Raw genomic sequence first — 25,750 nt, 5'->3', positions numbered from 1 at the left:
TGCACTTCAGCCTTCCTCAGGCCAGAAGCGCAGCGGCTTGCCTTCGGCCGGCCAGAAACGGATCTGCTCGATCGCCGACACATCCCAGCGCTGCACCGTCTCCAGTGCCTGGAGGAAGCGCTTTTCCTGCTCCATCAATGCCGGTGCACACAGCTTGCGGGTCTTGCCGATCTTGCCGAAGCTCAATTGCTCGCCGTCCAGCGTATAGCTGGCGAACCAATGGTTGCAGCCGGCATTGCCGTAGGCGCGGCCATCATTGGCCAGGGTTAGCGTCAGGTGGCTGTAGTCGATCAGCGGGCGTTCGCCGATCCATTCCAGCACATAGCTGCGCTCCTGCTGCAGTTTGGATGGCTGCGCCGCGCAGCCGAACAGGCCGCCGAGCAGCGCGGCGCAGATCAACAGGTGTTTCACTGGGCGCTTCCCTGGCAGTTGCGGCACAGGTGACGCTCGCCCTGGCTGCTCCAGCCCAGTTCCGCGATGCGTGCATTGGCGGCGGGCTGGCGGGCCTTCTTGCCGAGCTTGGCATCGACGGCGAATTCGAAGTCGAGCACGGCCTCGCAACTGTCGCACTTGACCTGCCAGGTGAGGATTTCCAGTTCGTTGAACACCGGGCCGCTGGCCACGGCAACCCACTGGCCGCGAGGGTTGATCAGGTGACGGACGCTCTCGACGGTCAGGCGCATGGACAGGTCCTTGCTGCCTTTGAGCGTCACCAGCAGGACGTCGCCTTTATGCATCGATCCGCCGTTGCCGGTCACCTGGTAGCGACCTGGCACCAGTGCACGGCATTCGATCAGGGTGTGTTGCGGGTTGAAAAGGGTGTAGCGGAAATCGTGCTCGACCATGGGTCCTCCAGAAATGCCGCGTATCCTACCCTGTGACCGTGTTTTGCGCATCGCCTGCTGCCCAGCGGGCGATGTTGTCCAGGGTGGTCGCGGCGATCGCCTCCAGGGCTTCGCGGGTCAGAAACGCCTGGTGTGCGGTGACGATCACGTTGGGGAAGGTCAGCAGCCGCGCCAGCACGTCGTCCTGCAGTGGCAGGTCGGAGCGGTCCTCGAAAAACAGTTGCGCCTCTTCTTCATAGACATCCAGGCCCAGGTAGCCGAGCTGGCCAGACTTGAGCGCGTCGATCAGCGCCGGGGTATCGACCAGCGCACCGCGCCCGGTGTTGATCAGCATGGCACCGGGCTGCAGGCGCGCGAGGCTCTCGGCGTTGATCAGGTGACGGGTATGCTCGGTCAGTGGGCAGTGCAGGCTGATGATTCGCGCCTGGCCGAGCAGTTCGGGCAGTTCCAGGTAGCGGGCGCCGAGGGCCAGCAGCTCGGGGTTGGGGTAGGGGTCGTAGGCCAGCAACTGGCAGCCGAAGCCGGCCATGATGCGGGCGAACGCAGCACCGATCTGCCCGGTGCCGACCACGCCGACAGTCTTGTCGTGCAGGTCGAAGCCGGTCAGGCCATGCAAGGTGAAGTCGCCTTCGCGGGTGCGGTTGTAGGCGCGGTGCAGGCGGCGGTTGAGGGCCAGGATCAGCGCCACCGCGTGTTCGGCCACGGCGTGCGGCGAATAGGCCGGGACGCGCACCACTGTCAGCCCCAGGTGTGCTGCGGCCGTCAGGTCAACATGGTTGTAGCCCGCCGAACGCAAGGCGATCAGCCGTGTACCGCCGCTGGCCAGGCGTTGCAGGACGTCGGCGCCCAGATCGTCGTTGATGAAGGCGCAGACCACCTCGAAACCCTGGGCCAGCGGTGCGGTGTCCGGGGTGAGGCGGGCGGCTTGGAAATGCAGCTCCAGCGCGCTGCTGGCAGCGGCCTGGGTGAAACTTTCCTGGTCGTAGTGCTGGCTGCTGAACAACAGGACGCGCATGGTGGGGATTCCTTCGGTGTGTCGTCGACGATCAGGCACTCAGGTGCGCCTGCTCCGCCAGCCGGTGGATGGCGCGCTCCAGGTCATCCAGCGCCTGCAATGCCTGCGGGCTGTCCTGCTTGAGCAGGGTCTCGCTGCGCTGACAGGCCGCCCGCAACTGTGGGACGCCGCAGTAGCGCGAAGCGCCGTTGAGGCGATGCACGCGCTCGATCATTGCCGAGCGATCACCTTGTTCGCGGGCGTTGCGGATGGCCTGGCGATCACCTTCCAGCGAGGCCAGCAGCATCGCCAGCATGTCGGCGGCCAGGTCCGCTTTACCGGCCGCCAGGCGCAAACCCTCTTCGTGGTCGAGCACCTTGAGCTCGTTGCCATCGGGGAAACGTTCAGTGGCGCGGTCAAGCGAGGGCGTGCCGAGGCTCAGGCCGGTCCACTTCATCACCACCTGGGCCAGTTGGCGCTCGCTGATCGGCTTGGTCAGATAATCATCCATGCCACTGTGCAGCAGGGCGCGCTTTTCGTTGGCCATGGCGTGGGCCGTCAGGGCGACGATGGGCAGGGGTGGGCTACTCTGGCTGGTTTCCCAGCGACGGATCTGCTCGGTGCAGGCGCAGCCGTCCATGCCGGGCATCTGCACATCCATCAGCACCAGGTCGAAGGGCTCGTCCTGCACGGCCTGAACTGCCGAAAAGCCGTTGTCCACCGCCACCACTGCGGCGCCCATGCCTTCGAGCAGGGTCTGCACCAGCAGCAGGTTGGCCGGGTTGTCGTCGACGCAGAGAATCCTCGGCACCCGTGAGCCGGCCGTATACCGCGGTTCGCTGCTGGGGCGGGTCGGTTGCACCAGTTCCAGCAGCAGGCGGCGCAGCTTGCGGGTGCAGGTGGGCTTGGACAGCAGTTGGCCATGGGCATTGGGCAGGAATGGGTGATACAGCGCCTGCTCGGTGGTCGGGCACAGCACCACGCACTGGCAGCCCAGGCGTTCGAGTTGTTGGTGGTACTGGCCGAGCTGGTCGGGCGAGAGGTTGGCCAGGTTGGCGCCAAGCACGGCGAACTCGAAGGGTTGGCCGGCCTGGCTGGCGGCCTGCACCCCTTGCAGCAACTGCTCGAACGACGAGAACAGGCTGACGCTCAGGCCACAGTCTTCGAGCTGGTGCTCCAGGGCCTGACGGGCCAGTTCGTGGCCGTCGACGATCGCTGCGCGACGGCCCAGCAGCGCTTGCAGGGGCAGTTCCTCGGTGTCGTCATGGGCCTTGGGCAGGCTCAGGTTGATCCAGAACTGCGAGCCTTCGCCCGGCGTGCTGTCGACACCGATCTCGCCCCCCATCTGTTCGATCAGGCGCTTGGAAATCACCAGCCCAAGGCCGGTGCCGCCGGGTTGGCGCGACAGCGAGTTGTCGGCCTGGCTGAAGGCCTGGAACAGGGTGCGCACGTCCGCCGGTGACAGGCCGATGCCGGTGTCCTGCACGCTGATGCGCAGTTGCGCGGTGTCTTCGTGCTCGTCTTCGACCATGGCGCGCACGACGATCGTGCCTTCGCGGGTGAACTTGATGGCGTTGCTCACCAGGTTGGTGAGGATCTGTTTGAGCCGCAGCGGATCGCCGACCAGCGACAAAGGCGTGTCGCGGTACACCAGGCTGACCAGCTCCAGCTGTTTGGCGTGGGCCGCTGGGGCGAGAATGGTCAGGGTGTCCTGGATCAGGTCGCGTAGGTTGAAGGGGATGCTGTCGAGCACCAGCTTGCCGGCTTCGATCTTGGAGAAGTCGAGAATCTCGTTGATGATCCCCAGCAGGTTGTCGGCGGATTTTTCGATGGTGCCCAGATAGTCGAGCTGTCGAGGCGTGAGCTCGCTTTTTTGCAACAGGTGGGTGAAACCGAGAATGCCATTGAGCGGGGTGCGAATCTCGTGGCTCATGTTGGCGAGGAATTCGGATTTGATCCGGCTGGCCTCCAGGGCCTCCTTGCGCGCCATGTCCAGCTCGATGTTCTGGATCTCGATGGTCTCCAGGTTCTGGCGCACGTCCTCGGTGGCCTGGTCGATGCTGTGCTGCAGCTCTTCGTGGGCGTTGTGCAGGGTTTCGGCCATGCGGTTGATGCCAGCCGCCAGCTCGTCCAGCTCGACACTGCCCATCGGCGGCAGACGTTCTTCGAGGTTGCCCTCCTTGAGCTGGGTGACCGCGTGCTTGATGCGCCCGATCGGGCCGTTGATCGCCCGGCTCATGCGCAGTGCCAGCAGCACCGTGAGGCTCAGGCAGGCGAAGATCAGAAGCAGGCTGGTGAACAGGTTGCGATAGCCGCGCAGGAGGGTGCCGTCGTGGGACAGTTCGATTTCGACCCAGCCAAGCAAGCGCTCGGATTCGTTAGGCACGGCTTCGGTGGCCAGGTCACGGTGATGGCCGAAAACCGGCATCAGGTAGCGCGTGGCGTCGTTGCCGGTGCGTTGCAGCAGTTGCATACCGGTGCCGCCGCTGGGCGGCTGGTTGAGCATGCTGGGGCCGGCATGGGCCAGGCGCGAACGGTCCGGGGCCAGGAAGGCCACGGCACGTACATCGGTCTGCTCCAAAGCCTCGGCGGCAATGCGCTCGAGCTGCGCTGGCGCTTCCTGAGCCAGGGCGGGGGCTGCGAGCGGTGCCAGTTGCTCGGCGATCATCTTGCCGCGTTGCAACAGCTGGGTGCGCAGTTCGTTCTGCTGCAACCAGGTGAAATAAATGCCCAGCACCAGCGCCATCAGCCCGGCGGGCAGTAGGGCCAGCAGCAGGACGCGGCTTCTGATTCCCAAACGATCGAGCACACCTGTCTCCTGTCATGTGCGTGCGGGCCGTCGCGAGTGGACGGGATCCCGCAGAACGTTACTCCGCGCGCAGCGGTAATGCACTTTGTTTGTGCGGGTTTTTTATGCCGCACGGCGCTTGCCGGGGCATTGGTCGACACTCGGTTGCCAGAACGGCGTCCCTCGCCAATAATCGCGCAACTGAGAATTCATGGCAGATGCCAATGCATACCGTATCCATTCACGACTCAAGCATCCTCGCCATCGAGGACGATCCGGTGCTCGGCGCCTACCTGCACGAGGAGTTGCAGCGCGGCGGTTTCCGCGTGACCTGGTGCCGTAACGGCCTGGAAGGCTTGGAAACTGCTGGCCGCGAGGCCTTCGATGTGGTGTTGCTGGACATCCTGCTGCCCGGGCTCAACGGTCTGGACACCCTGGCGCAACTACGCCGGCGCAGTGCCACGCCAGTCATCCTGATGTCGGCGCTGGGGGCCGAGGCGGACCGTATAAGCGGTTTCCAGCGCGGTGCAGACGACTACCTGCCCAAGCCCTTCAGCATGGCCGAGCTGCGCGTACGCATCGAGGCGATCCTGCGTCGGGTCGCCCTGGAGCGCCGTCATCAGGCGCCGCGTGACGTTCTGCCGGGGCAGCTGCATTTCGACGAACAGGCCTGCGACGTGACGCTCGACGGGCAGCCAGCAGGGCTCACGCCCAGCGAATACCGGCTGCTCGACACCCTCAACCGCAGCCAGGAGGAGGTGCTGAGCAAGCCCTTCCTTTATCAGCAGGTCCTGCAGCGGGGCTATTCGCGCCATGATCGCAGCCTGGACATGCATGTCAGCCAGATCCGTCGCAAGCTAAAGGGCATCGGTTATCACGAGCGCCAGGTGCGCACGGTATGGGGCAAGGGCTACGTGTTCTGTGCGGGCGAGGCAGACTGAGGATGCTCGAGCGTCGATCGCTGTTCTGGAAGCTGGCGGTGCTGCTGGTGGGCTTCTGCCTGCTGATGATCGGCCTGAGCTACACCTGGGGCCGGCACATGGAAACCCAGAACGCCTTCCTGTCGGAGCCTGCCCGGCACCTGCTGCGCGGTTATGCCGCCGAGGCCGAGCAGGCCTGGAACCAGGGCGGTCGCGAAGGCCTCGACCGCTGGTTGCTGGACATGCGCCAGCGTGAGTCGGGCTGGATCGGGGTGCTCGATGGCAACTTGCGACCGCTCGCCGGCGCTCGCTTGTCCACTGAGGAAATCCAGCGCCTGACCCGTCTGCGCGGCGTCGACTGGCCGATGAGCAGGCGCAGCGTCGACCAGCCCTGGCTGCGCCTGCCGTTCCCCCATGCCCCTGAGCAAGGCATGCTGGTGATCGAGTTGCCCCAGCGCCTGACCCCCGGCCAGTATCGGCTGTTCTGGCGGATCATCACCAATGGCGTGATGCCGGGGCTGTTCACCCTGCTGTTGTGCGTAGGCCTCTACCGGATGCTGATCGTGCCGCTGAACCAGTTGCGCGAGCAGGCCAATGCCTGGCGTGCCGACCAACTGTCGGCGCGGCTCGATTCGCGCACCATCGGCCGTGACGACGAGCTGGGCGAACTGGCGCGTGCCTTCGACCAGATGGCCGAGCGCCTGCAGAGCACCGTGGCCCTGCAGCAGCAACTCTTGCGCGACTTGTCCCACGAGATGCGCACGCCCCTGAGCCGCCTGCGTGTGGCCTGCGAGGGCGAGACCGACGTCGCGCGCCTGCGCGAACGCCTCGGGCGGGAACTGGATTGCATGCAGCAACTGGTCGAGGACACCCTGCAACTGGCCTGGCAGGATGCCGAGCGTGCGCCGATGAACCTTGAGCCCATCCAGCTTCAGGCCCTGTGGGACCTGCTGGTGGAGAATGCCTGCTACGAAAGCGGCTGGGCGGCGCAGCGGTTGCAGTGCACGTTGCCGGCCAGTTGTTGGGTGGAGGGCAACCTCAACCATTTGGCCCAGGCGCTGGAGAACATGCTGCGCAATGCCATCCGCCACTCGCCGCACGACGGAGTGGTGCGCCTGAGTGGCCAGCGCGAGGGCAATCACTGGCAGTTGTTCCTGGAGGATGAGGGCGGCGGGGTGGACGAAGACGATCTGGAAAGGATCTTCGCGCCGTTCTCCCGTCTCGACGGCTCGCGCCCCGGGGATGGAGGCTTTGGGCTGGGGCTGAGCATCGCCCGCAGTGCGATCCAGCGTCAGGGCGGGAGGCTGTGGGCCGAGAATGGGCAACGAGGGTTGCGACTGTGCATGCGCCTGCCGTGTATCGACAGTGGGTTTCTCGCGGATCAACCCGCTCCCCCGAAGGCGTTCGATGTTCTTGTGGGGGTAGGGTTGTCCGTGAAGAATGCACCGCCCATATAACGGTCTGCTATATGCCCCAGCAATTGCGTGATATGGCCACGCGTCCTTTGCCGGTATGATAGGCGCCCCTGCCGTCCTGATTGCGAAACACGCCCATGACCTTGCAGTACCCAACCATCGCCGATTGCGTCGGCAACACCCCCCTGGTTCGCCTGCAGCGTATCGCCGGGCAGACCAGCAATACCCTCCTGCTCAAGCTCGAAGGCAACAACCCGGCCGGCTCGGTCAAGGACCGCCCGGCGTTGTCGATGATCACCCGCGCCGAACTGCGCAACCAGATCAAGCCTGGCGACACCCTGATCGAGGCGACTTCCGGCAACACCGGTATCGCCCTGGCCATGGCGGCGGCGATCAAGGGCTACAAGATGATCCTGATCATGCCCGACAACTCCACGGCCGAGCGCAAGGCGGCGATGACCGCCTATGGCGCCGAGCTGATCCTGGTGACCAAGGAAGAGGGCATGGAAGGGGCGCGCGATCTGGCCGAAAAGCTGCAGGCCGAAGGTCGCGGCCTGGTGCTTGACCAGTTCGCCAACGGCGACAACCCGATTGCCCACTACAACAGCACCGGCCCGGAGATCTGGCAGCAGACCCAGGGCAGCATCACCCACTTCGTCAGTTCCATGGGCACCACCGGCACCATCATGGGCTGCTCGCAGTACCTCAAGGAACAGAACCCGGCGGTGCAGATCGTCGGCCTGCAACCGATGGAAGGTTCGGCCATTCCGGGTATCCGCCGCTGGCCGGAGGAATACCTGCCGAAGATCTTCGACGCCACTCGCGTCGATCGGGTGATGGACATGTCCCAGCAGGAAGCCGAAGACACCACCCGTCGCCTTGCACGCGAAGAGGGCATTTTCTGCGGAGTGTCCTCCGGCGGTGCGGTCGCGGCGATGCTGCGCCTGTCCCGTGAAGTGGAAAACGCCGTGATGGTCGCGATCATCTGCGACCGCGGCGACCGTTATCTCTCCACCGGCCTGTTCGACGCAACCTGATGTCCAGAAAGAAAAGCAACAGTAGCGGCCTGCGCTTCCAGCCAGCCGGCGGCGATCGCACCCCACAGGTGCCGGTAGGCAAGAAGCAACGCCTGGACATCGAGCGCCTGGCCGGTGACGGACGCGGCATCGCCTTTGTCGAAGGGCGCACCTGGTTCGTCAGCGGCGCCCTGGCAGGTGAGGCGGTCGAGGCGCGGGTGCTCAATGCCCGCGGCAAGATCGTCGAAGCACGTCTTGAGCGCGTGCTGCAGGCCAGCCCCGAGCGGCGCGAGGCGCCGTGTCGGCATTACGCCCGCTGCGGCGGTTGCAACCTTCAGCACCTGCCCCACGAGGGCCAGCTGGCGCTCAAGCAGCGCCTGCTTGCCGAGCAGTTGCAGCGTGTCGCCGGTGTGCAGCCTGAGGAGTGGGCCGCGCCGCTGGCGGGGCCGGAATTCGGCTACCGCCGCCGCGCGCGCATCGCCGTGCGTTGGGATGTGAAGGCGCGGGAGCTGCACGTCGGTTTTCGTGCCGAAGCCAGCCAGGACATCGTCGCCATCGACGAATGCCCGGTGCTGGTACAACCCTTGCAAACCATCCTGCGTCACCTGCCGACCGTGCTGCGCAGCCTGAGCAGGCCCCAGGCACTGGGGCATGTGGAATTGTTCAGCGGCACGGCCGAGGCGGTGCTGGTACGCCATGTAGCGCCGCTGGCCGATGACGACCTGGCGCGCCTGCAGGCGTTCTGCGAGCAGTCGGGTGCGCAACTGTGGCTGCAGGGCGAGGGTGAGCCGGCGCCACATGATGGCGCCGCGACACTTGGGTTTGACCTTGCCCCTTGGGGGCTGGAGCTGGCCTGGCGACCTGGCGACTTCGTGCAGGTCAATGCCCAGGTCAACACCCTGATGATCCAACAGGCGCTGGCGTGGCTTGCGCCGCAACCGGATGAACGGGTACTGGACTTGTTCTGTGGCCTGGGCAATTTTGCCCTGCCGCTGGCTCGCCGGGCCCGTGAAGTGGTGGCGGTGGAAGGTGTGCAGGCGATGGTCGATCGGGCCGCCGCCAACGCCGCGAGCAACAATGTGCATAACGCACGGTTTTTTCAGGCCGATTTATCGCAGTCTTTGGCAGGTGCCGAATGGGCCGCCGAGGGCTTTTCTGCGGTACTCTTGGACCCACCGCGCGACGGTGCCTACGAGGTGGTGCAAAGCATCGCCCGCCTCAAGGCCAAGCGGCTGGTCTATGTATCGTGCAACCCCGCCACGCTGGCGCGAGATGCGCAGGTGCTGGTCGGCCAGGGGTACCGGTTAAAAAGGGCCGGGATTCTCGACATGTTTCCTCAGACGGCGCATGTCGAGGCCATGGCGTTATTCGAAGTGGGCCAGTAACGGCTGGCCCCTTGGTGTGGCTTCCACGGATGGGAAGCGGCACGGTTGATTGTCAGTGCACCCGTGAGGTGCGCTGTATGGAAAGGTAAACGGAACATGGTACAGGTGAGAGTGCACCAGCCGGTCAACACCGACGGCAGTATCAATCTCGAAGCATGGCTGGATCATGTGGTGAGCGTCGACTCGGCGCTGGATCGCACGGCGCTCAAGGAGGCCTGCGATTTCGCCCAGGAAGTCGAGAAGAAGGGCAACCCGGCCAAGCATTCCTGGGCCGACGGGACGTCGAGCTTCCAGGCGGGGCTCGAGATCGCTGAAATTCTCGCTGACCTCAAGCTCGACCAGGACTCGCTGGTCGCCGCCGTGATCTATCGCTCGGTCCGCGAAGGCAAGGTCACCCTGGCCGAGGTCGGCCAGCGTTTCGGCCCGGTGGTCTCCAAGCTGATCGACGGCGTGCTGCGCATGGCGGCCATCAGTGCCAGCCTCAGCCCGCGCCAGTCGCTGGTGCTGGGCTCGCAGGCGCAGGTCGAGAACCTGCGCAAGATGCTCGTGGCCATGGTCGACGACGTGCGCGTCGCCCTGATCAAGCTGGCTGAGCGGACCTGCGCGATCCGCGCGGTGAAGGCCGCCGATGACGAAAAACGCCTGCGCGTGGCGCGCGAGGTGTTCGACATCTACGCACCGCTCGCTCATCGCCTGGGCATCGGCCATATCAAGTGGGAGCTGGAGGATCTGTCCTTCCGCTATCTGGAGCCCGACCAGTACAAGCAGATCGCCAAGCTTCTGCACGAGCGGCGGCTGGACCGCGAGCGCTTCATCAGCGATGTGATGAACCAGTTGCAGAACGAGCTGCTGGCCACCGGGGTCAAGGCCGACATCAGCGGCCGGGCGAAACACATCTATTCGATCTGGCGCAAGATGCAGCGCAAGGGCCTGGAGTTCAGCCAGATCTACGACGTGCGTGCGGTGCGCGTGCTGGTGCCGGAAATCCGCGACTGCTACACCGCGCTGGGTATCGTCCACACCTTGTGGCGCCACATTCCCAAGGAGTTCGACGACTACGTCGCCAACCCCAAGGAGAACGGCTACCGCTCGCTGCACACCGCGGTGATCGGCCCCGAGGGCAAGGTACTGGAGGTGCAGATCCGCACCCATGGCATGCACGAAGAGGCCGAACTGGGCGTCTGTGCGCATTGGAAGTACAAGGGCACCGACGTCAAGTCCAGCTCCAACCACTACGAAGAGAAGATCTCCTGGTTGCGCCAGGTGCTGGAGTGGCACGAGGAACTGGGCGACATCGGCGGGCTGGCCGAACAGCTGCGGGTCGACATCGAGCCGGACCGGGTCTACGTGTTCACCCCTGACGGCCACGCCATCGACCTGCCCAAGGGCGCCACGCCGCTGGACTTTGCCTACCGGGTGCACACCGAGATCGGCCACAACTGCCGTGGCGCCAAGATCAACGGGCGCATCGTGCCGCTGAACTACAGCCTGCAGACCGGCGAGCAGGTGGAGATCATCACCAGCAAGCAGGGCAGCCCGAGCCGCGACTGGCTGAACTCCAACCTGGGCTACGTCACCACCTCGCGGGCGCGGGCCAAGATCGTCCACTGGTTCAAGTTGCAGGCGCGCGACCAGAACGTCGCTGCCGGCAAGACCCTCATCGAGCGCGAACTCAGCCGCCTGGGCCTGCCACAGGTGGATTTCGAGCGCCTGGCGGAAAAGGCCAACGTCAAGACCGCCGAGGACATGTTTGCCGCCCTGGGGGCTGGCGACCTGCGTCTGGCGCACATGGTCAACGCCGCCCAGCAACTGCTGGAGCCGGAGCGCATCGATCCGGTCGAGCTGGTGCCACGACCGGCGCGCGGAGCCCGATCGGGCAAGCGCAACGACATCCAGATCCAGGGCGTAGGCAACCTGCTCACGCAGATGGCCGGTTGCTGCCAGCCGCTGCCGGGCGATGCCATCGTCGGCTACATCACCCAGGGCCGCGGCGTAAGCATTCACCGCCAGGACTGCGCCTCGGTGCTGCAGTTGGCGGGCAAGGAGCCGGAGCGCATGATCCAGGTGAGCTGGGGGCCGATTCCGGTGCAGACCTACCCGGTCGACATCGTCATCCGCGCCTACGACCGCCCGGGCCTGCTGCGCGACGTTTCGCAGGTGCTGCTCAACGAGAAGATCAACGTGCTGGCGGTCAATACCCGCTCGAACAAGGAAGACAACACCGCGCTGATGTCGCTGACCATCGAGATTCCAGGCCTGGATGCGCTGGGGCGCTTGCTCGGACGGATCTCGCAGTTGCCGAACATCATCGAGACGCGGCGTAATCGTACGCCTTGAGACTGCGTCGCCTCCATCGCGGGCAAGCCCGCTCCTACGGGTGCAGCGTGATCCCTGTAGGAGCGGGCTTGCCCGCGATGAAGGCACCGCCGAAGGACCTGTAATGACCTACACCCTAGACGACCTGCTCCACCTCATGGCCCGCCTGCGCGATCCGCAGTACGGCTGCCCCTGGGACCTTGAGCAGGACTACACCAGCATCGTCAAGCACACCCTCGAGGAAGCCTACGAGGTGGCCGACGCCATCGAGCAGGGCGACTTCGCGCAGTTGCAGGGCGAGCTCGGCGACCTGCTGTTTCAGGTGGTCTACTACAGCCAGCTGGCGCGGGAGGAGGGGCGTTTCGAATTTGCCGGTGTGGTCGATTCGATCACCCGCAAGCTGATCCGCCGCCACCCGCATGTATTCCCGACCGGCGATCTCTACGCCGCACCCGACATCCCGCGCTTGAGCGAGGCGCAGGTCAAATCGCGCTGGGAGGAGATCAAGGCCGAGGAACGCGCCGAGAAGAGTACCCCCGAACAGCTCTCGCTGCTCGACGATGTACCCGGCGCCTTGCCGGCACTGTCGCGCGCGACCAAACTGCAGAAGCGCGCGGCCACCGTCGGCTTCGACTGGCCCGAGGCGTTACCGGTGCTGGACAAGGTCCGCGAGGAGCTCGACGAGGTATTGCAGGCCATGGCCGATGGCGATGAGCAGGCACTGGAAGACGAAGTCGGCGACCTGCTGTTCGCCGCCGTGAACCTGGCCCGTCACCTCAAGCAGGATCCAGAAAACGCACTGCGCCGCGCCAACCGTAAATTCGAACGACGTTTCCGCTTCATCGAGCAGGCATTGCGCGACACTGGCCGACCGATCGAAGATTGTAACCTTGACGAGTTGGATGCCCTCTGGGGTGAAGCCAAGCGTCAGGAAAAGAACCTGCCCAGCTGCGGCTGAGCCGATGCATAAGTGAGTGAACACCGATGAGCCTTTCCCTTCGCGATCAATTGCTCAAGGCCGGTCTGGTCAACCAGAAGCAGGTCTCCCAGGCCAACAAGGCCGAAAAGAAACAGAAACGCCTGGAACACAAGGGCCAGGTCGAGGTGGATGACAGCCAGCAGCGCCTGGCCAAGGAAGCCATGGCCGACAAGGCCAAAAAGGACCAGGAACTGAACCGCCAGGTGCAGGAGAAGGCCGAGCAGAAGGCCCGTGCCGCGCAGGTCAAGCAATTGATCGAGGCGACCCGCCTGCCCAAGCTGACCACCGAGGACTACTACAACTTCGTCGACGACAAGAAGGTCAAGCGCATTGCCGTCAACGCGCTGATGCGCAGCAAGCTGAGCAACGGCTCGCTGGCGATCGTCGCCCATGGCGGCGGCTACGAAGTGATCCCACGCGAGGCGGCGGTGAAGATCCAGGAACGCGATCCCAAGCGCATCCTGCTGCTCAACACCCATGTCGAGGAGGCCGATGAGGACGATCCCTATGCGGCCTACAAGATCCCTGACGATCTGATGTGGTAAATGACGAAAACCCCGCTCAGGCGGGGTTTTTCGTGGGGGAGATCTTATTGTGTGCCGCGTTGGCTCTCGAGGGTCTCGAGTTCCTGGCGGTACTGGTGGGCTTCATGTTCGTTGTGGAACATGCCGACCAGTTGGCCCTGCTGGTGTACGTCCCAGATCCGCACGCCAGCGGCCAGGCCTTCGTGGGACATTCTCGATTCGTCGCGTTCGGTTACTTGGACAGTCATCGGTAAACTCCACTTCTGTTGGTCTGCGACACTGTGTCGCACACCTTCTTTATAGAGTTTGTTAGCAGGCTAAGTAAATAAAACGACGATGAAACTATGTTCATGAAACGCGCTGCGCTTGCTCCTGCAAGCCAAAACAAAGCCCCGCACTAGGCGGGGCTCGGGCTACAGCAGGTTACAGCGCAGGTAAGGGATCAGTTGCCTTTCACCGTCCTGCCATCGACCGTACCATCCTGCAGCACGATCACGTATTCCTTGCCATCGGTCTCGACCTGGCGCAGTTGCACCAGCAGGTAGTCCCAGTCCTTGGCGAACCACAGCTCGGTGATGCGCTTGCTCTGGCTTGGGTCGCGCACGCGCTCGACCTTCACCGCATCGACCTGGCCGGTCTTGGTGGCAACCTTCTCGGTGCCCAGCACGCGGAAGTCGTAGGTGTCGATCTCGTCGCCGTCGACCACCTGGTACGTCATGCTCTTCTTGCCCGCCGCCACGTCATGTTGCAGGGCCAGTTGATAGGACGACTTGTCCAGCACCCCGCGGTTGAGCGGCAGGCTGATCGCATCGCCACGGTCGCTGCCGGTGACTTTCTTGCTGTTCCAGTCGAAGTCCAGGTCGACCTTCTTCGCCTTGCCCAGGCCACCGCGCTCGAAGTGGTACTTCTGCGGCAGCAGGGTGTCGTTGTCCATGCGCACCGTGCTCTGTTCGGTCAGGCTGGCGATCATCATGGAGGCTTTGAAGTTGAGGTCCCAGGTACCGTTGGCGTTCTTGACCAGGCTGCGTTCGGCGGTGCCGCTCATGGGCAGCTGTTTCCAGTCGGCGGTGTAGCTGGCCGAGAACGGCTTCAGATCAGCTGCCTGGAGGGGCAGGGCGAGCACGGCGAGAGCCAATAGCAGGGCGCGACGCATAAATTCTCCTAGGGTCGAATCAAGTGACCGCTGGCCGCCAGCGGCTGGCCATCCAGTAATGCACCTTGTTCGCCCAGGCGCAAGCGTCCTTCGGCGAACCAGCGCACCGCCAGCGGGTAGATCTGGTGTTCCTGTTGGTGGACCCGTTGTGCCAGGCTCTGCGCATCGTCGCCTGGCGCGACCGCTACCACAGCCTGTACGACCAAGGGCCCGCCGTCGAGTTCCTCGGTGACGAAATGAACACTGCAGCCGTGCTCGGCGTCACCGGCATCCAGGGCCCGCTGGTGAGTGTGCAGCCCTTTGTACTTGGGCAACAGCGAGGGGTGGATGTTGAGCAGGCGCCCCTGGTAGTGGCGCACGAAGTCGCCACTGAGGATGCGCATGAAGCCGGCCAGCACCACCAGGTCGGGGGCGAAGCCATCGATCAGTTGCACCAGCGCCGCGTCGAATGCTTCGCGCCCGTCGAAACCACCGTGCTCGAGCACGGCGGTGTCGATCCCGGCGGCTTTGGCCCGTTGCAGGCCAAAGGCGTCGGGGCGGTTGGATATCACCGCGCGGATCCGCGCCGGGCTATCGGTGGCGGCGGTGCTGTCGATCAGGGCTTGCAGGTTGCTGCCCGAGCCCGACAGCAGTACCACGACATTGCAGGTCTTGCTCGGCATCAGTGTGCCTTGAGGTTCTGCAGCTCGACCTGGGCAGCGCCTTCGGCGGCCACGTCGATGCGGCCGATCACCCAAGGCTGCTCGCCGGCCTGGCGCAAGACGTTCAGGGCGTTGTCGACCTGGTCCTGGGCCACGCAGATGACCATGCCCACGCCGCAGTTCAGCACGCGGTGCATCTCGTGCTCGTCGACGTTGCCTTTTTGTTGCAGGAAGTCGAACACCGCCGGGCGCTGCCAGCTGGCCACGTCGACCACGGCCTGGGCGCCTTTTGGCAGGACGCGCGGGATGTTGTCCAGCAGGCCGCCACCGGTGATGTGGGCCATGGCCTTGACCGCGCCGGTCTTCTTGATCAGCTCCAGCAGCGGCTTGACGTAGATGCGGGTCGGCGCCATCAGCAGGTCGGTCAGCGGCTGGCCGTCGAGCTGGGTGTTCTCGATGTCGGTGCCGGACACTTCGAGGATCTTGCGGATCAGCGAGTAGCCGTTGGAGTGTGGGCCGGAGGAAGGCAGGGCGATCAGGGCGTCGCCGGTGACCACTTTCGAGCCGTCGATGATTTCCGACTTCTCCACCACGCCGACGCAGAAACCGGCCAGGTCGTAGTCTTCGCCTTCGTACATGCCAGGCATCTCGGCGGTTTCACCACCGACCAGCGAGCAACCGGCCAGTTCGCAACCGGCGCCGATGCCGGTGACCACGGTGGCGGCCACGTCGACATTCAGCTTGCCGGTGGCGTAGTAGTCGAGGAAGAACAGCGGCTCGGCGCCGCAGACCACCAGGTCGTTGACGCACATGGCGACCAGGTCCTGGCCGATGCTGTCGTGCTTGTTCAGGTTCAGCGCCAGGCGCAGCTTGGTGCCGACGCCATCGGTGCCGGAGACCAGCACCGGCTGCTTGTAGCCGGCCGGGATCTCGCAGAGGGCGCCGAAGCCGCCCAGGCCACCCATGACTTCAGGGCGTGCGGTGCGCTTGGCGACGCCCTTGATGCGTTCGACCAGTGCTTCGCCGGCGTCGATGTCTACACCGGCGTCTTTGTAGCTCAGGGAGGGTTGCTTGCTCATTGATCCAGGCCTTTAAGGGGGAGGGATTCAGGAAAACGACCAGCGCGGCCAAGGCCGGCTCGGGAGGCGGCGGCTGCCTGTACGTGACTGGTCTGCGAAGGCGCGCGATTTTATCAGGGTTGCCCGGCAGCGGCCATCCTCCATTGAGCGGCAAGTGGCGAGCGGTAAGCTATAAGAGAAGACAAGCTGCGGTGTCGCGCGCTTTTTCTTGCCGCTGACGGTGTGCAGCTTGTAGCTTCTGACCTGAAAGTCATCCGGACAGGAATCCTCCATGCGTTTTCTCAATTACCTGGCAGTGGTTTGCGTAGGGCTGATCGGTGCAACGGCACAGGCCGAGACCGTATCGGGCCTTTACCAGGTCCGCGAACCTGTCGATGGGCAGGGCAGCGAGGCGCGGACCCAGGCCACCGCCAAGGCACTCGACACCCTGGTGCTGCGTCTGACCGGCGATGCCAAGGCGACGCAGAACCCGGCGGTGGTCGCCCTGCGCAAGGATCCGCAACAGATCATCAACCAGGTGGGCAGCGACGCCGGCCCACCTGAGACGGTGGTGGTGGAGTTCGACCCCGGCAGCACCGAGCGCGCCCTGCGCCAGGGCGGCCTGGCCCTGTGGGGCAGCAACCGGCCATCGATTCTTGGCTGGTGGCTGTACGACAGTGTCGAGGGCAGCAGCCTGGTCGGCGATGGTCAGACCAGTGCCGAGCCGCTGCGTCGTGCCGCCCAGCACCGTGGTCTGCCGCTGCGCCTGCCGCTGGCCGACCTGCAGGAACAACTGGTGGCCAATGCCAAGCAGCTCGAAGGCAACGACCCGGCGCCGCTGCGTGAGGCGTCCGAGCGTTATGGCGCCGATGCCCTGCTGGCTGTGCACGCCCACGAGGCAGACGGCAAGTGGCAGGGCAAATGGCAACTGTGGCTGGGCGATCAGCGCGAGCAGGGCACGGCGCAGGGCGCCGACCAAGCTGCGCTGGCCGATGCGGTGATGCTGGCGATCAGCGCACGCCTGGCGCCCCGTTACGTCACCCGTCCGGGGGCGAGCAGCGACCTGCAGGTCCAGGTGCAGGGCATGAACCTGCAGCGCTACGCCGAACTGCTGCGCGTGCTTGAGCCCTATGGCCCGCGGCTGCAGTTGGCCGACGGCGACACGCTGACCTATACGGTCACCGGCAATCGCGAGCAACTGCGTGCGCAACTGGGGCTGGCGCATCTGCAGGAGGTGCCTGTCGAACAGGCGCCTGCCGCCGCTCCCGCTCCCGTAGCAGAGGCAGCGCCTGGCCAGGCGGTCGCGCCGCAGGCGGCTGCGCCCAAGCCGTTCGATGGCCTGCGTTTTCGCTGGTAAGGAGCCGCGAACATGACTGATGTACGCCGTTGGGTGTGGCTGGGCGTCGCCTTGCTGATCGCCGTTCTGCTCTACCTGCTGCATAACATTCTCTCGCCATTCCTGGTTGGCATCCTGCTGGCCTACCTGGCCGACCCTTTGGTCGATCGCCTGGAGCGCCTGGGCCTGTCGCGCACCTGGGGCGTGGTGGTGGTGTTCAGCCTGTTCACCCTGGTGTTCCTCGCCTTGCTGCTGGTGCTGGTGCCGATGCTGGCCAAGCAGTTGCTGCGCCTGTACGAACTGGCGCCGCAGATGCTCGACTGGCTGCAGCATGTGGCCCTGCCCTGGGTGCAGAGCCGCCTGGGCCTGGCCGATGGCTTCTGGAAGTTCGACAAGATCAAGGCTGCCATCGGCGCGCACATGGGCCAGACCACCGACATCGTCGGCATCATCCTGTCCCAGGCCACGGCCTCGAGCCTGGCGCTGATCGCCTGGCTGGCCAACCTGGTGCTGATCCCTGTGGTGGGCTTCTACCTGCTGCGTGACTGGGACCTGATGATGGCCAAGCTGCGCAGCCTGCTGCCACGTCAGCGTGAAGATCAGGTGGTAGGGCTGGCGGGTGAATGCCATGAGGTGCTGGGGGCGTTCGTGCGCGGCCAGTTGCTGGTGATGCTGGCGCTGGGCGTGATCTACGCGGTCGGGCTGTCGCTGGTCGGTCTCGAGCTGGGGCTGTTGATCGGTTTGCTGGCGGGGCTGGCGGCCATCGTGCCGTACATGGGCTTCATTGTCGGCATCGGTGCAGCGTTGATCGCCGGGTTGTTCCAGTTCGGCGGCGACCTGTACCCGATGCTGGGCATTGTCGCGGTGTTCATGATCGGCCAGGCCCTCGAGGGCATGGTGCTGACGCCGCTGCTGGTGGGCGATCGCATCGGCCTGCACCCGGTGGCGGTGATCTTCGCCATTCTCGCCGGTGGCGAGCTGTTCGGCTTCACCGGCGTCTTGCTGGCGCTGCCGGTGGCGGCGGTGATCATGGTGCTGCTGCGCCATGTGCACGACCTGTATAAAGAGTCGGACATGTACGCCGGGGATATCGATCCCGACCTGTAATCCTGCCGTTCGTCCGGCCCTGGTGCCGGGCGAAGCCCTGAGGCAACCCGCCACGTTGACGTTCCCGCCGCCAATTTGTTTGTGCTGGCGTTTCGGTTACAATCCGCAACCGTTTCAGCCGACCCCGGTCAATCAGACCAATGGCTGAAGCCTGTAAGGGTTCTCTGGCTGCTGAACAATGATCACAAAAAGCCTGCGCTGAAGAACAAGAAACACCTGGGCCAGCCACAGGCCCCCCTCCGTTCTACTGACTGGAAGTGATCAATGTTCAAAAAAGCTGGCAAGACCTTGCTGGGTCTGGCTGTCGCGGCGAGCTTCATGCAAGCGCACGCCGACGAAGCCAAGAAAGTCGATGTGCTCCTGATTGGCGGCGGCATCATGAGTTCGACCCTGGGCGTATGGCTCAGCGAACTGGAGCCGAGCTGGTCGATGGAAATGGTCGAGCGCCTGGATGGCGTCGCCGAGGAAAGCTCCAACGGCTGGAACAACGCCGGTACCGGCCACTCCGCGCTGGCTGAGCTGAACTACACCCCGATGGACAAGGACGGCAAGGTCAACATCTCCAAGGCGATCGAGATCAACGAAGCCTTCCAGGTGTCGCGCCAGTTCTGGTCCTGGCAGGTTCGCCAGGGCGTGCTGAAGAACCCGAAATCGTTCATCAACACCACCCCGCACATGAGCTTCGTCTGGGGCGACGACAACATCGCCTTCCTGAAGAAGCGTTACGAAGCACTGCAGGCGAGCCCGCTGTTCCGCCCGATGCAGTTCTCCGAAGACCACGCGCAGATCGCCAAGTGGGTCCCGCTGATGATGGAAGGGCGTGACCCGAACCAGAAGCTGGCCGTGACCTGGACGCCGATCGGCACCGACGTCAACTTCGGCGAGATCACCCGCCAGTTCGTCGGCCACCTGCAGACCCGCGACAACTTCAAGCTGAAGCTGTCCAGCGAAGTGCAGGACATCACCCGTAACAAGGACGGCTCCTGGCACGTCGAGTACAAGAACCTGAAGGATGGCAGCACCTCTGCCACCGACGCCAAGTTCCTGTTCATCGGTGCCGGCGGCGGCGCCTTGAAGCTGCTGCAGAAGTCGGGCATTCCTGAAGCCAAGGAATACGCAGGCTTCCCGGTTGGCGGCTCGTTCCTGGTGACCGAGAACCCGACCGTTGCCATGCAGCACATGGCCAAGGCCTACGGCATCGCCTCGACCGGCGCGCCACCCATGTCGGTTCCGCACCTGGACACCCGCGTGCTGGACGGCAAGCGCGTGATCCTGTTCGGGCCATTCGCCACCTTCTCGACCAAGTTCCTGAAGAACGGTTCGTACCTGGACCTGCTGAGCAGCACCACCCTGCACAACGTCTGGCCGATGACCAAAGTGGGTATCGAGCAGTACCCGCTGGTCGAGTACCTCGCCGGCCAGGTGATGCTGTCGGATGACGACCGCTTCGAAGCCCTGCGCACTTACTTCCCGAACGCCAAGAAAGAAGACTGGCGCCTGTGGCAGGCCGGTCAGCGCGTGCAGATCATCAAGCGTGACGAAGAGAAGGGCGGTGTGCTGAAGCTGGGCACCGAGGTCGTGGCGTCCGAAGACCGCACCATCGCCGGTCTGCTGGGTGCTTCGCCAGGCGCCTCGACTGCCGCGCCGATCATGCTCAACGTGCTGGAAACCGTGTTCAAGGAGAAGGTCGCCACGCCTGAATGGCAGGCCCGCATCCGTGAAATCGTGCCGAGCTACGGTACTAAGCTGAACGATTCCGCTGCTGCTGTGCAGAAAGAGTGGAACTACACCGCTGAAGTGCTGCAACTGGAGAAGCCGCCGGTCATTGACCAGAGTGTCGGGAACAGCACCGGTGTCGAGTCGACCGCACCTGCCGAGAGCAAGGCTGCCAACGACATGGCGCTGTAAGCTGCCCTGGGGATGGCCTGTCGTCTGACAGGCCGTTGCCTGAAAAGCCACGAGGATCGCCGCAGGCGGGCTCGTGGCTTTTTTGTGCCCAAGCCACAGCCCTTGTAGGAGCGGCGGTTCGGCGCCCCGACTTGCCCGCGAACACCGGCGAAGCCGGTGCCATTCACCGCGGCGTTCTTTTCGCGGGCAAGCCCGCTCCCACAAAAGCAGCGCAGGCCCCTGTGGGCTCCTACAGGGATGGATTGCAATCAGTGGCTCAATGATCCACGTGCAACTTGTCGTCCAGGCGGTTGCTCGACGAGCCATTCTTCTGCGGCGTCTCGTCGAAATGCTTCCATTCGGCCTCCTGGAAGCGGAACAGGCTGTCATCCTCCGGCGCCTCGCGGTCGCCATAATGGTGGATCGAATAGTGGGCATACTCGACCTTGTCCGCCCAGTCGCCCTGCAACAACCCATCCGCCGCCAAATCCCGATACCAGTCGTTTTCCTTCTCACTGGCCTTCTGCCGTTTGTTGTGATCGACGAAGTAACCGATGATCCCGCCAATCACCCCCAGCACTACGCCCACCAGGAAGAACGGCCCGGTCAGCGCTGCAGCCGTGCCTGCACCGAACAGGCTGGCGGCGCCGAGGACACCGGCCGAGGCACCGAAGGCACCGCCGGCGATCTGCAGGCCACCGGAGGCCTTGGCCAGCGGGTCGCCATCCTTGATCGCGTTCTTGATGGTGAAGGCCCCCAGCACGATGTCGGCGAAACCACCGGCAAGGTCTGTGGCCGGGCCCAGTACCTTGATCACCGACCCCGCAATCTTCGCCGCCTTGCCCGGTGGCAGCTTGACCGTGCCGGAGGCCGACACCGCGTCCTCCAGGCGCTGGGTGATGCCGCCATAGGCGTTCTTGGCGGCGTTGGCGTTGCCCGCGCCGTCACCGAGCACGTCGGAAAAGTCCCCGAGCTTGCTGCCGGGCAGGGTATCGAGCGCTTCGGCGATCTTGGCCTTGGTGCTCGCCGGCAGCTCGCTGAGCTTGAACTCGAATTTCGGCTCCTGAATACCGCCCTTGCCCCAGATCTCCGGCAGCGTCTTGTCCAGGCCGAGGAAGTCGACCAACCCGCTCTTGCCGACCAGCCCGCCGATGGCATCGCCGACCTTGGCGAAGTGGCTGCCGGCGCCGGCGAAACTGACGAAGTCCTTGGCGATCGACAGACGCTGCTGCCAGGTCTCGCCCAGCTTGCCGCCCTGGCCGACCAGTTGATAGATGCCCGAGAACAGGTTCACCCCGGCACCCAGCGTGCCGAGGATGCCCTTGCTGTTGAGGGCGCTGAACACCTCGCCGAGGGTGCCACGGTCGGCAATCGGTACATAGGGCTTGGACAGCACGGTCTTGAGGTCGGCTTCGCTGATGCTGCCCTTGGCCATGTCGATCTGCGACAGATCTTCCAGCACCTTGGTGACCACCGAGGATTTCTGCTTGCCCTGCAGCCCCTCTTCGAGAAACTTCTCGATGACTTCCTGGGTGCGGCGCGGCATGTCCAGCAGTGAGCCCTTGAGCACACTCTTGAGCAGGCCGAACAGGTCCTTGGTGGCCAGCTCCTTGTTCTCGTCGGAAATCTTGCTCGGGTCGCCGACCAGGTCATTGAGGTCGCTGGTCAGTCCGTCGGCCTGGATCGACTGGGCCGCCTTGGTGGCCGCCTCCGGATCGAACAACGACAAGGCCGAGAGCGTATTGTTGAGGTCTTCCTTGGCCTCGTGGTCCTTGCCCTGCTTCTGCAGGTCCTTGAGGTAGGCGATGTAGTCGGGGTTGTTGGTCAGGTCGAGCAGCTTCTGCTTGACCTCGTCCTTGTTGGGGATGCGGTTGAGCGCATCGTCCATCTTCGATTTGTAGTCCTTCTGGATGGTCTCGTCGGCGAACAGGGTGCTGATCTGCTCCTTGAGCTTGCCGCCATCGATGATGTCGTGCATGTCGGCGGAGGTGAGCGCGGTCTGTTCCTTGTCGAACACCCGCCAGGTGCCGCCGAAGGCGCCGGGCTCTTCCTCGTAGCCGGTGATGCCGCGGCCGTTCTGGTAGGCGGCCTGCGCCTCGAGGGCGCGGACCAGCTTGGCACGCGGGTCGTCCTTGGCGATCGAGCCGTCCTGCAAGCCTTTGCGGTAGCTGTCGAGCAGCTCCTTGGTGGCCAACTCGCCCACGGTCAGTTCGGGCGAGGAGGCGTCCTTCTCATCGGCCTTGACCCCGGTCTTGAGATTGAGCGCATCGAGCTCCTCGCGCGGCGGCAGGTTGTACTTGCTGCGGGTCTCATCGACCTCGCCCTTGGTCCAGCCTTCCCATTTGCCGAGCACTTCGTCGTACAGCTGTGGGCTGAGCTCCTTGGAGACGATGAACTTGCCCTCGTCGGTCTCGAAGCGGATCAGGCCATCGCCCAGCTCGTCCGGCGAGCCGAAAGACATGTCCTTGTTCTTGAGAAAATCGTTGGGGCCAGCCAGCTTGTAGCCGTCCTTCTCGCTGTCGTGGATCTTGCCCCAGGTGTCGTTGGCGGTCGCCACCTGCTTGAACAGCTCCGGCGCGATGTCGCGCGAGACCACGACCTTGGTGCCGTCGTGGGTTTCGTAGGTGAGGACGTTGTCTTCCTGGCCGATGGTCCAGCCGAAACCCTTGTAGTCGTTCAGGCCCGGCGCCTGTGTGTTGGCATCGGCCAGCACGGCGCCGTTGTCCAGTGCAGTGCGGATGTCGGCAGCCTTGGCCGGGTCGCTGTAGACCTCATGCAGGCCGGCCAGGTAATCGAACAGCTTGGGGTTGTCGTCGCGGGCGACCACGACTTTCTCGCCATTGTGTTCATAGCGGATAAGGTCCGGGCCCACCTCGTCGCGGGCACCGATGGCCGTACCGTCGAAGGGCGGCCAGACTTCATTGTCGGTGGCGCGCCGGTAGCCGTCGGCTTCGCTGCCCTGCAGGCCCGAGAGGCTGTCGTAGGCACTGCTGGCGGCCTTGAACAGCTCGGGATTGTCGCGTTCGGACACCACGTACTTGCTGCCATCCTGGGTCTCGTAACGGATCACGCCCGGCCCGACTTCCTCGGCGGGGCCCACGGCGCGGAAGTCGCCAAGCGTGCCGGGCACCTGCTGGTCGGCCCCGGCCCATTGGTAGCCATCGGCGATGCTGCGGTTGATGCCCGAAAGTGCCTGGTAGTCCTGCGAGACCTGCTTGAACAGTTCGGGGTTGTCCTGCTCGGCGACGATGTAGGCCTTGCCGTCGGCGGTCTGGTATCGGATCAGGCCGGGGCCGACTTCGTCAGCGGCACCGATGGCCTTGTAGTCACCAAGGGTGGCGGGGGCCTGGGCGTCCTTGCCGAGCAGTTCGTAGCCGTCCTGCTTGCTCTTGGCGATGGCCTCCAGTGCCGGGCGGGCCTCGACGATCTGTTGGTAGAGCTTGGGGGTGGTGGCCTTGCTGACCAGCACATGGTCGCCTGCGGCCGTCACGTAGCGCACGGTGTCGGCCCCCTGGGCACCGGGCGCTTCGATCGCGGCCAGCTCGCCCAGCGTGGGCATCTGCTCGTCGGGCTTGGCACTGCGGTAGCTGTCGGCGTTGCGCTCGCTGTTGGCGAGCAGCACGCGGAAGGTGGCGGCGGGCTTATGATCGCGTGGCTCTGACAGTTTGGTGTCGGCGCTGCGGGTGAGAGGGCTGGTCGACATGCCGTGAAACTCCTTTCGTCGGGGCAGAAAGGGCGCAAGGCGTGTCAGCGTTGCTGGACGCTCGGCGACCCTCGAGGCGGCTCGACGGTAGCAGAACAGAATGTAAGTAAAGATTTCAGTGCGCGGGAATTCACAACGTTTTACATCCGTGAAACAGGTGTCCTGATCGGTACGGCAGGGCAATAACCCTACCGTTAATCCGATTATTTTTCCTGTGGCAAATGGCCAGCTAGCCTGCAAATCAGCGTCAGGGATAACGCTGAATACTGGGACCATGAAGGGCCCGCATCTTGTGTCGTCCCGACGCTTTATCTGCTGAGGAGACGATAATGAGAAAACGACCGAAACACCTGGCCTGCCTGGGTGCAGGCTTCACCAGCGTACTGGCCGTGGCCGCGGTGGCAGACAGCCCCGTGCTGTCGCCGCAGATTCCCTTCGATGTCACCGTCGTGGTACCGCCCACACCTACCCTTGAAAGCCTGCAGCACGATTTCGACCTGTTGTCGTGGAAGACCTTCGTCGCCCTGAACTGGCCGGCCAAGCCCGATGGCAGTGCCGACACCGATGCGCCGATCGGCAAGCCGAACACAACGACGGTGTGGGAGTCGTGGAAGGAGAGTTACGAGATCTTCCTGCCCAAGGGGCAGAAACCTGTAGGTTGGCACGAGAAAGCCCCGCTTCCCGCGGCCTGTGAGGGCAAGGGCAACCTGCCTGTGCTGCAGCAGATGGGCAAGGTCGCCGGAGTGCTCGATGAGTTCATCCAGCCGTTCAAGACCGGCCCACTGGTCGACCAGAGCGGGCAGTACACGCGCAACGCGATCATGGTCAACCAGCCGATGTTCGACGATATCGTCAACAACGGCCTTTACAGCAAGGAGGGGCAACAGGCGTTCCTCGGCAAGAGCGACAACCGCATCGCCTTTGCCTGCGGTTCGAACGAGGATAAGCGGGTCGGCGCGATCATGGTCAAGTCGGCCTGGAAGGTCCTTGATGCAAGCGACAAGGCCGATGAGTTCCATGCCGTCGATGCCCTGGTCTATACCCCGGGCAATGACGATCCGGACAAAGGGGCGCTCATTCCCGAGTCGTGCAGTGCGCAGAAGGTCGGCCTGGTCGGGCTGCACATCGTGCACAAGACCCAGGACGCGCAGCAGTGGGTGTGGTCGACGTTCGAGCACGTGCGCAACGTGCCGGAAAAGACTACGCCGATGAGTGAGCGCAAGGGGCCGTACCTTTTCTATGACGCCAAGGCCGATCGGCCGATCAACGAGCCGCCGGCGCTGCCGTGGGATCCGTCGAAGAAGGCCGTGCCGTCGCAGATCGTGCGCGAGATTCCGATCACTGCCGCCGCCCAGGCGCTCAACCAGCAGTGGCGAGGCGCGCTGGCCGGCACGGTCTGGGCCAACTACCAACTGGTCAGTACGCAATGGCCGACCAAGCCCGCCAAGGATCCGAAGTGCCAGGTACCGGACCCGGTCAACCCCCTGGGCTCTCCGGCGCCAAGCTTCCTGGCCAACGCCACACTGGAAACCTACAACCAGGGCACCGTGCCGCAGGCGTCTTCGAGCTGCATGGAGTGCCACAACAACGCGACCACCCGGGTGACTGAATCGCCGCGCACCAGCTTCGCGGACTTCACCTTCCTGCTTGAACGTGCCCAATCCACTGGCGCCAAGGAGTGAT

General features: G+C 64.3%; 20 protein-coding genes. 11 read left to right on the top strand and 9 right to left on the bottom strand.

From position 1 onward, the window contains the following. Nucleotides 1-6 precede the first annotated feature (6 nt). Genes HU729_RS03755 through HU729_RS03740 form a run of 4 tightly spaced genes read right to left on the bottom strand, consistent with a single transcriptional unit; the run spans nucleotide 7 to nucleotide 4,648 of the window. Nucleotides 7-411: an META domain-containing protein gene (locus HU729_RS03755; protein ID WP_186666963.1), complete on the bottom strand. Its 405-nt coding sequence runs from the start codon at nucleotides 409-411 to the stop codon at nucleotides 7-9. Next, nucleotides 408-845: a hypothetical protein gene (locus HU729_RS03750; protein WP_063543577.1), complete on the bottom strand. Its 438-nt coding sequence runs from the start codon at nucleotides 843-845 to the stop codon at nucleotides 408-410. Before HU729_RS03750 ends, HU729_RS03755 begins: the two co-directional genes overlap by 4 nt. Nucleotides 846-870: 25 nt before the next feature. After that, nucleotides 871-1,860 (bottom strand): 2-hydroxyacid dehydrogenase, encoded by a 990-nt coding sequence (locus tag HU729_RS03745; protein ID WP_186708456.1) that lies wholly within the window; start codon nucleotides 1,858-1,860, stop codon nucleotides 871-873. 31 nt (nucleotides 1,861-1,891) lie between these two features. Further along, nucleotides 1,892-4,648, bottom strand: a complete 2,757-nt coding sequence (locus HU729_RS03740; protein WP_186708453.1) for a response regulator — start codon at nucleotides 4,646-4,648, stop codon at nucleotides 1,892-1,894. Between the two features lie 203 nt (nucleotides 4,649-4,851). Between HU729_RS03740 and HU729_RS03735 the strand changes: the two genes are divergently transcribed. The 7 genes from HU729_RS03735 to HU729_RS03705 all read left to right on the top strand — a co-directional run bounded on the left by HU729_RS03735 (nucleotide 4,852) and on the right by HU729_RS03705 (nucleotide 13,203). Continuing rightward, nucleotides 4,852-5,568, top strand: coding sequence for a response regulator transcription factor (locus HU729_RS03735; protein ID WP_186708451.1), 717 nt, complete (start codon nucleotides 4,852-4,854; stop codon nucleotides 5,566-5,568). Between the two features lie 2 nt (nucleotides 5,569-5,570). Beyond that, nucleotides 5,571-7,004, top strand: coding sequence for a sensor histidine kinase (locus tag HU729_RS03730; protein WP_186666959.1), 1,434 nt, complete (start codon nucleotides 5,571-5,573; stop codon nucleotides 7,002-7,004). Nucleotides 7,005-7,099: 95 nt separating this feature from the next. Beyond that, the gene (cysM, locus tag HU729_RS03725; protein ID WP_186708449.1) at nucleotides 7,100-7,999 is read left to right on the top strand and encodes a cysteine synthase CysM; all 900 of its coding nucleotides are present in this window, start codon (nucleotides 7,100-7,102) and stop codon (nucleotides 7,997-7,999) included. Beyond that, nucleotides 7,999-9,363, top strand: a complete 1,365-nt coding sequence (rlmD, locus tag HU729_RS03720; RefSeq protein WP_186708447.1) for a 23S rRNA (uracil(1939)-C(5))-methyltransferase RlmD — start codon at nucleotides 7,999-8,001, stop codon at nucleotides 9,361-9,363. Before cysM ends, rlmD begins: the two co-directional genes overlap by 1 nt. A 96-nt stretch (nucleotides 9,364-9,459) precedes the next feature. After that, nucleotides 9,460-11,700, top strand: coding sequence for a GTP diphosphokinase (gene relA / locus HU729_RS03715; protein WP_186708445.1), 2,241 nt, complete (start codon nucleotides 9,460-9,462; stop codon nucleotides 11,698-11,700). A gap of 103 nt (nucleotides 11,701-11,803) precedes the next feature. Next, on the top strand, nucleotides 11,804-12,637 hold the full coding sequence (mazG, locus tag HU729_RS03710) for a nucleoside triphosphate pyrophosphohydrolase (RefSeq protein WP_186666955.1): 834 nt from the start codon (nucleotides 11,804-11,806) through the stop codon (nucleotides 12,635-12,637). Nucleotides 12,638-12,663: 26 nt separating this feature from the next. Further along, nucleotides 12,664-13,203 (top strand): DUF2058 domain-containing protein, encoded by a 540-nt coding sequence (locus HU729_RS03705; RefSeq protein WP_186666954.1) that lies wholly within the window; start codon nucleotides 12,664-12,666, stop codon nucleotides 13,201-13,203. Nucleotides 13,204-13,247: 44 nt separating this feature from the next. Here the strand turns inward: HU729_RS03705 and HU729_RS03700 are convergent, their stop codons facing one another. The 4 genes from HU729_RS03700 to purM all read right to left on the bottom strand — a co-directional run bounded on the left by HU729_RS03700 (nucleotide 13,248) and on the right by purM (nucleotide 16,055). Beyond that, nucleotides 13,248-13,430: a hypothetical protein gene (locus HU729_RS03700; RefSeq protein ID WP_054892894.1), complete on the bottom strand. Its 183-nt coding sequence runs from the start codon at nucleotides 13,428-13,430 to the stop codon at nucleotides 13,248-13,250. 194 nt (nucleotides 13,431-13,624) lie between these two features. Next, entirely contained in the window at nucleotides 13,625-14,335 is a 711-nt protein-coding gene (locus HU729_RS03695) for a DUF3108 domain-containing protein (protein ID WP_054892893.1), read from the bottom strand. An 8-nt stretch (nucleotides 14,336-14,343) separates the two neighbouring features. Next, on the bottom strand, nucleotides 14,344-14,997 hold the full coding sequence (gene purN, locus HU729_RS03690; protein WP_186666953.1) for a phosphoribosylglycinamide formyltransferase: 654 nt from the start codon (nucleotides 14,995-14,997) through the stop codon (nucleotides 14,344-14,346). Continuing rightward, entirely contained in the window at nucleotides 14,997-16,055 is a 1,059-nt protein-coding gene (gene purM, locus HU729_RS03685; RefSeq protein ID WP_054892891.1) for a phosphoribosylformylglycinamidine cyclo-ligase, read from the bottom strand. The genes purN and purM overlap by 1 nt, the downstream gene beginning before the upstream one ends. A gap of 271 nt (nucleotides 16,056-16,326) precedes the next feature. On the opposite strand from purM, the gene HU729_RS03680 reads away from it, so the two are divergent. The 3 genes from HU729_RS03680 to mqo all read left to right on the top strand — a co-directional run bounded on the left by HU729_RS03680 (nucleotide 16,327) and on the right by mqo (nucleotide 20,385). Next, on the top strand, nucleotides 16,327-17,391 hold the full coding sequence (locus tag HU729_RS03680; protein WP_186666952.1) for a DUF2066 domain-containing protein: 1,065 nt from the start codon (nucleotides 16,327-16,329) through the stop codon (nucleotides 17,389-17,391). A gap of 12 nt (nucleotides 17,392-17,403) precedes the next feature. Next, the gene (locus HU729_RS03675) at nucleotides 17,404-18,477 is read left to right on the top strand and encodes an AI-2E family transporter (protein ID WP_186708443.1); all 1,074 of its coding nucleotides are present in this window, start codon (nucleotides 17,404-17,406) and stop codon (nucleotides 18,475-18,477) included. A gap of 264 nt (nucleotides 18,478-18,741) precedes the next feature. Then, the gene (gene mqo, locus HU729_RS03670; protein ID WP_186708442.1) at nucleotides 18,742-20,385 is read left to right on the top strand and encodes a malate dehydrogenase (quinone); all 1,644 of its coding nucleotides are present in this window, start codon (nucleotides 18,742-18,744) and stop codon (nucleotides 20,383-20,385) included. A gap of 256 nt (nucleotides 20,386-20,641) precedes the next feature. Here the strand turns inward: mqo and HU729_RS03665 are convergent, their stop codons facing one another. Further along, on the bottom strand, nucleotides 20,642-23,923 hold the full coding sequence (locus HU729_RS03665; RefSeq protein WP_238348297.1) for a hypothetical protein: 3,282 nt from the start codon (nucleotides 23,921-23,923) through the stop codon (nucleotides 20,642-20,644). Between the two features lie 473 nt (nucleotides 23,924-24,396). Here HU729_RS03665 and HU729_RS03660 point away from each other — a divergent pair, with 473 nt between their 5' ends. Beyond that, on the top strand, nucleotides 24,397-25,749 hold the full coding sequence (locus HU729_RS03660) for a cytochrome C (RefSeq protein WP_186666949.1): 1,353 nt from the start codon (nucleotides 24,397-24,399) through the stop codon (nucleotides 25,747-25,749). The last annotated feature ends 1 nt before the right edge of the window (nucleotide 25,750 follow it).

Source organism: Pseudomonas sp. RW10S2, assembly GCF_014268985.1.
Taxonomy (GTDB): Bacteria; Pseudomonadota; Gammaproteobacteria; order Pseudomonadales; family Pseudomonadaceae; genus Aquipseudomonas; species Aquipseudomonas wayambapalatensis.
Note: the sequence above shows the minus strand (reverse complement) of the source record. Positions and strands in the feature narration are given on the sequence as shown.

Excerpts from the sequence above, each read along its gene's own strand:
- HU729_RS03750 (WP_063543577.1), bottom strand. The coding sequence starts at position 845 with ATGGTCGAGCACGATTTCCGCTACACCCTTTTCAACCCGCAACACACC.
- HU729_RS03745 (WP_186708456.1), bottom strand. The coding sequence starts at position 1,860 with ATGCGCGTCCTGTTGTTCAGCAGCCAGCACTACGACCAGGAAAGTTTC.
- HU729_RS03735 (WP_186708451.1), top strand. The coding sequence starts at position 4,852 with ATGCATACCGTATCCATTCACGACTCAAGCATCCTCGCCATCGAGGAC.
- HU729_RS03730 (WP_186666959.1), top strand. The coding sequence starts at position 5,571 with ATGCTCGAGCGTCGATCGCTGTTCTGGAAGCTGGCGGTGCTGCTGGTG.
- cysM (WP_186708449.1), top strand. The coding sequence starts at position 7,100 with ATGACCTTGCAGTACCCAACCATCGCCGATTGCGTCGGCAACACCCCC.
- rlmD (WP_186708447.1), top strand. The coding sequence starts at position 7,999 with ATGTCCAGAAAGAAAAGCAACAGTAGCGGCCTGCGCTTCCAGCCAGCC.
- relA (WP_186708445.1), top strand. The coding sequence starts at position 9,460 with ATGGTACAGGTGAGAGTGCACCAGCCGGTCAACACCGACGGCAGTATC.
- mazG (WP_186666955.1), top strand. The coding sequence starts at position 11,804 with ATGACCTACACCCTAGACGACCTGCTCCACCTCATGGCCCGCCTGCGC.
- HU729_RS03705 (WP_186666954.1), top strand. The coding sequence starts at position 12,664 with ATGAGCCTTTCCCTTCGCGATCAATTGCTCAAGGCCGGTCTGGTCAAC.
- HU729_RS03700 (WP_054892894.1), bottom strand. The coding sequence starts at position 13,430 with ATGACTGTCCAAGTAACCGAACGCGACGAATCGAGAATGTCCCACGAA.
- HU729_RS03695 (WP_054892893.1), bottom strand. The coding sequence starts at position 14,335 with ATGCGTCGCGCCCTGCTATTGGCTCTCGCCGTGCTCGCCCTGCCCCTC.
- purN (WP_186666953.1), bottom strand. The coding sequence starts at position 14,997 with ATGCCGAGCAAGACCTGCAATGTCGTGGTACTGCTGTCGGGCTCGGGC.
- purM (WP_054892891.1), bottom strand. The coding sequence starts at position 16,055 with ATGAGCAAGCAACCCTCCCTGAGCTACAAAGACGCCGGTGTAGACATC.
- HU729_RS03680 (WP_186666952.1), top strand. The coding sequence starts at position 16,327 with ATGCGTTTTCTCAATTACCTGGCAGTGGTTTGCGTAGGGCTGATCGGT.
- HU729_RS03675 (WP_186708443.1), top strand. The coding sequence starts at position 17,404 with ATGACTGATGTACGCCGTTGGGTGTGGCTGGGCGTCGCCTTGCTGATC.
- mqo (WP_186708442.1), top strand. The coding sequence starts at position 18,742 with ATGTTCAAAAAAGCTGGCAAGACCTTGCTGGGTCTGGCTGTCGCGGCG.
- HU729_RS03665 (WP_238348297.1), bottom strand. The coding sequence starts at position 23,923 with ATGCCCACGCTGGGCGAGCTGGCCGCGATCGAAGCGCCCGGTGCCCAG.
- HU729_RS03660 (WP_186666949.1), top strand. The coding sequence starts at position 24,397 with ATGAGAAAACGACCGAAACACCTGGCCTGCCTGGGTGCAGGCTTCACC.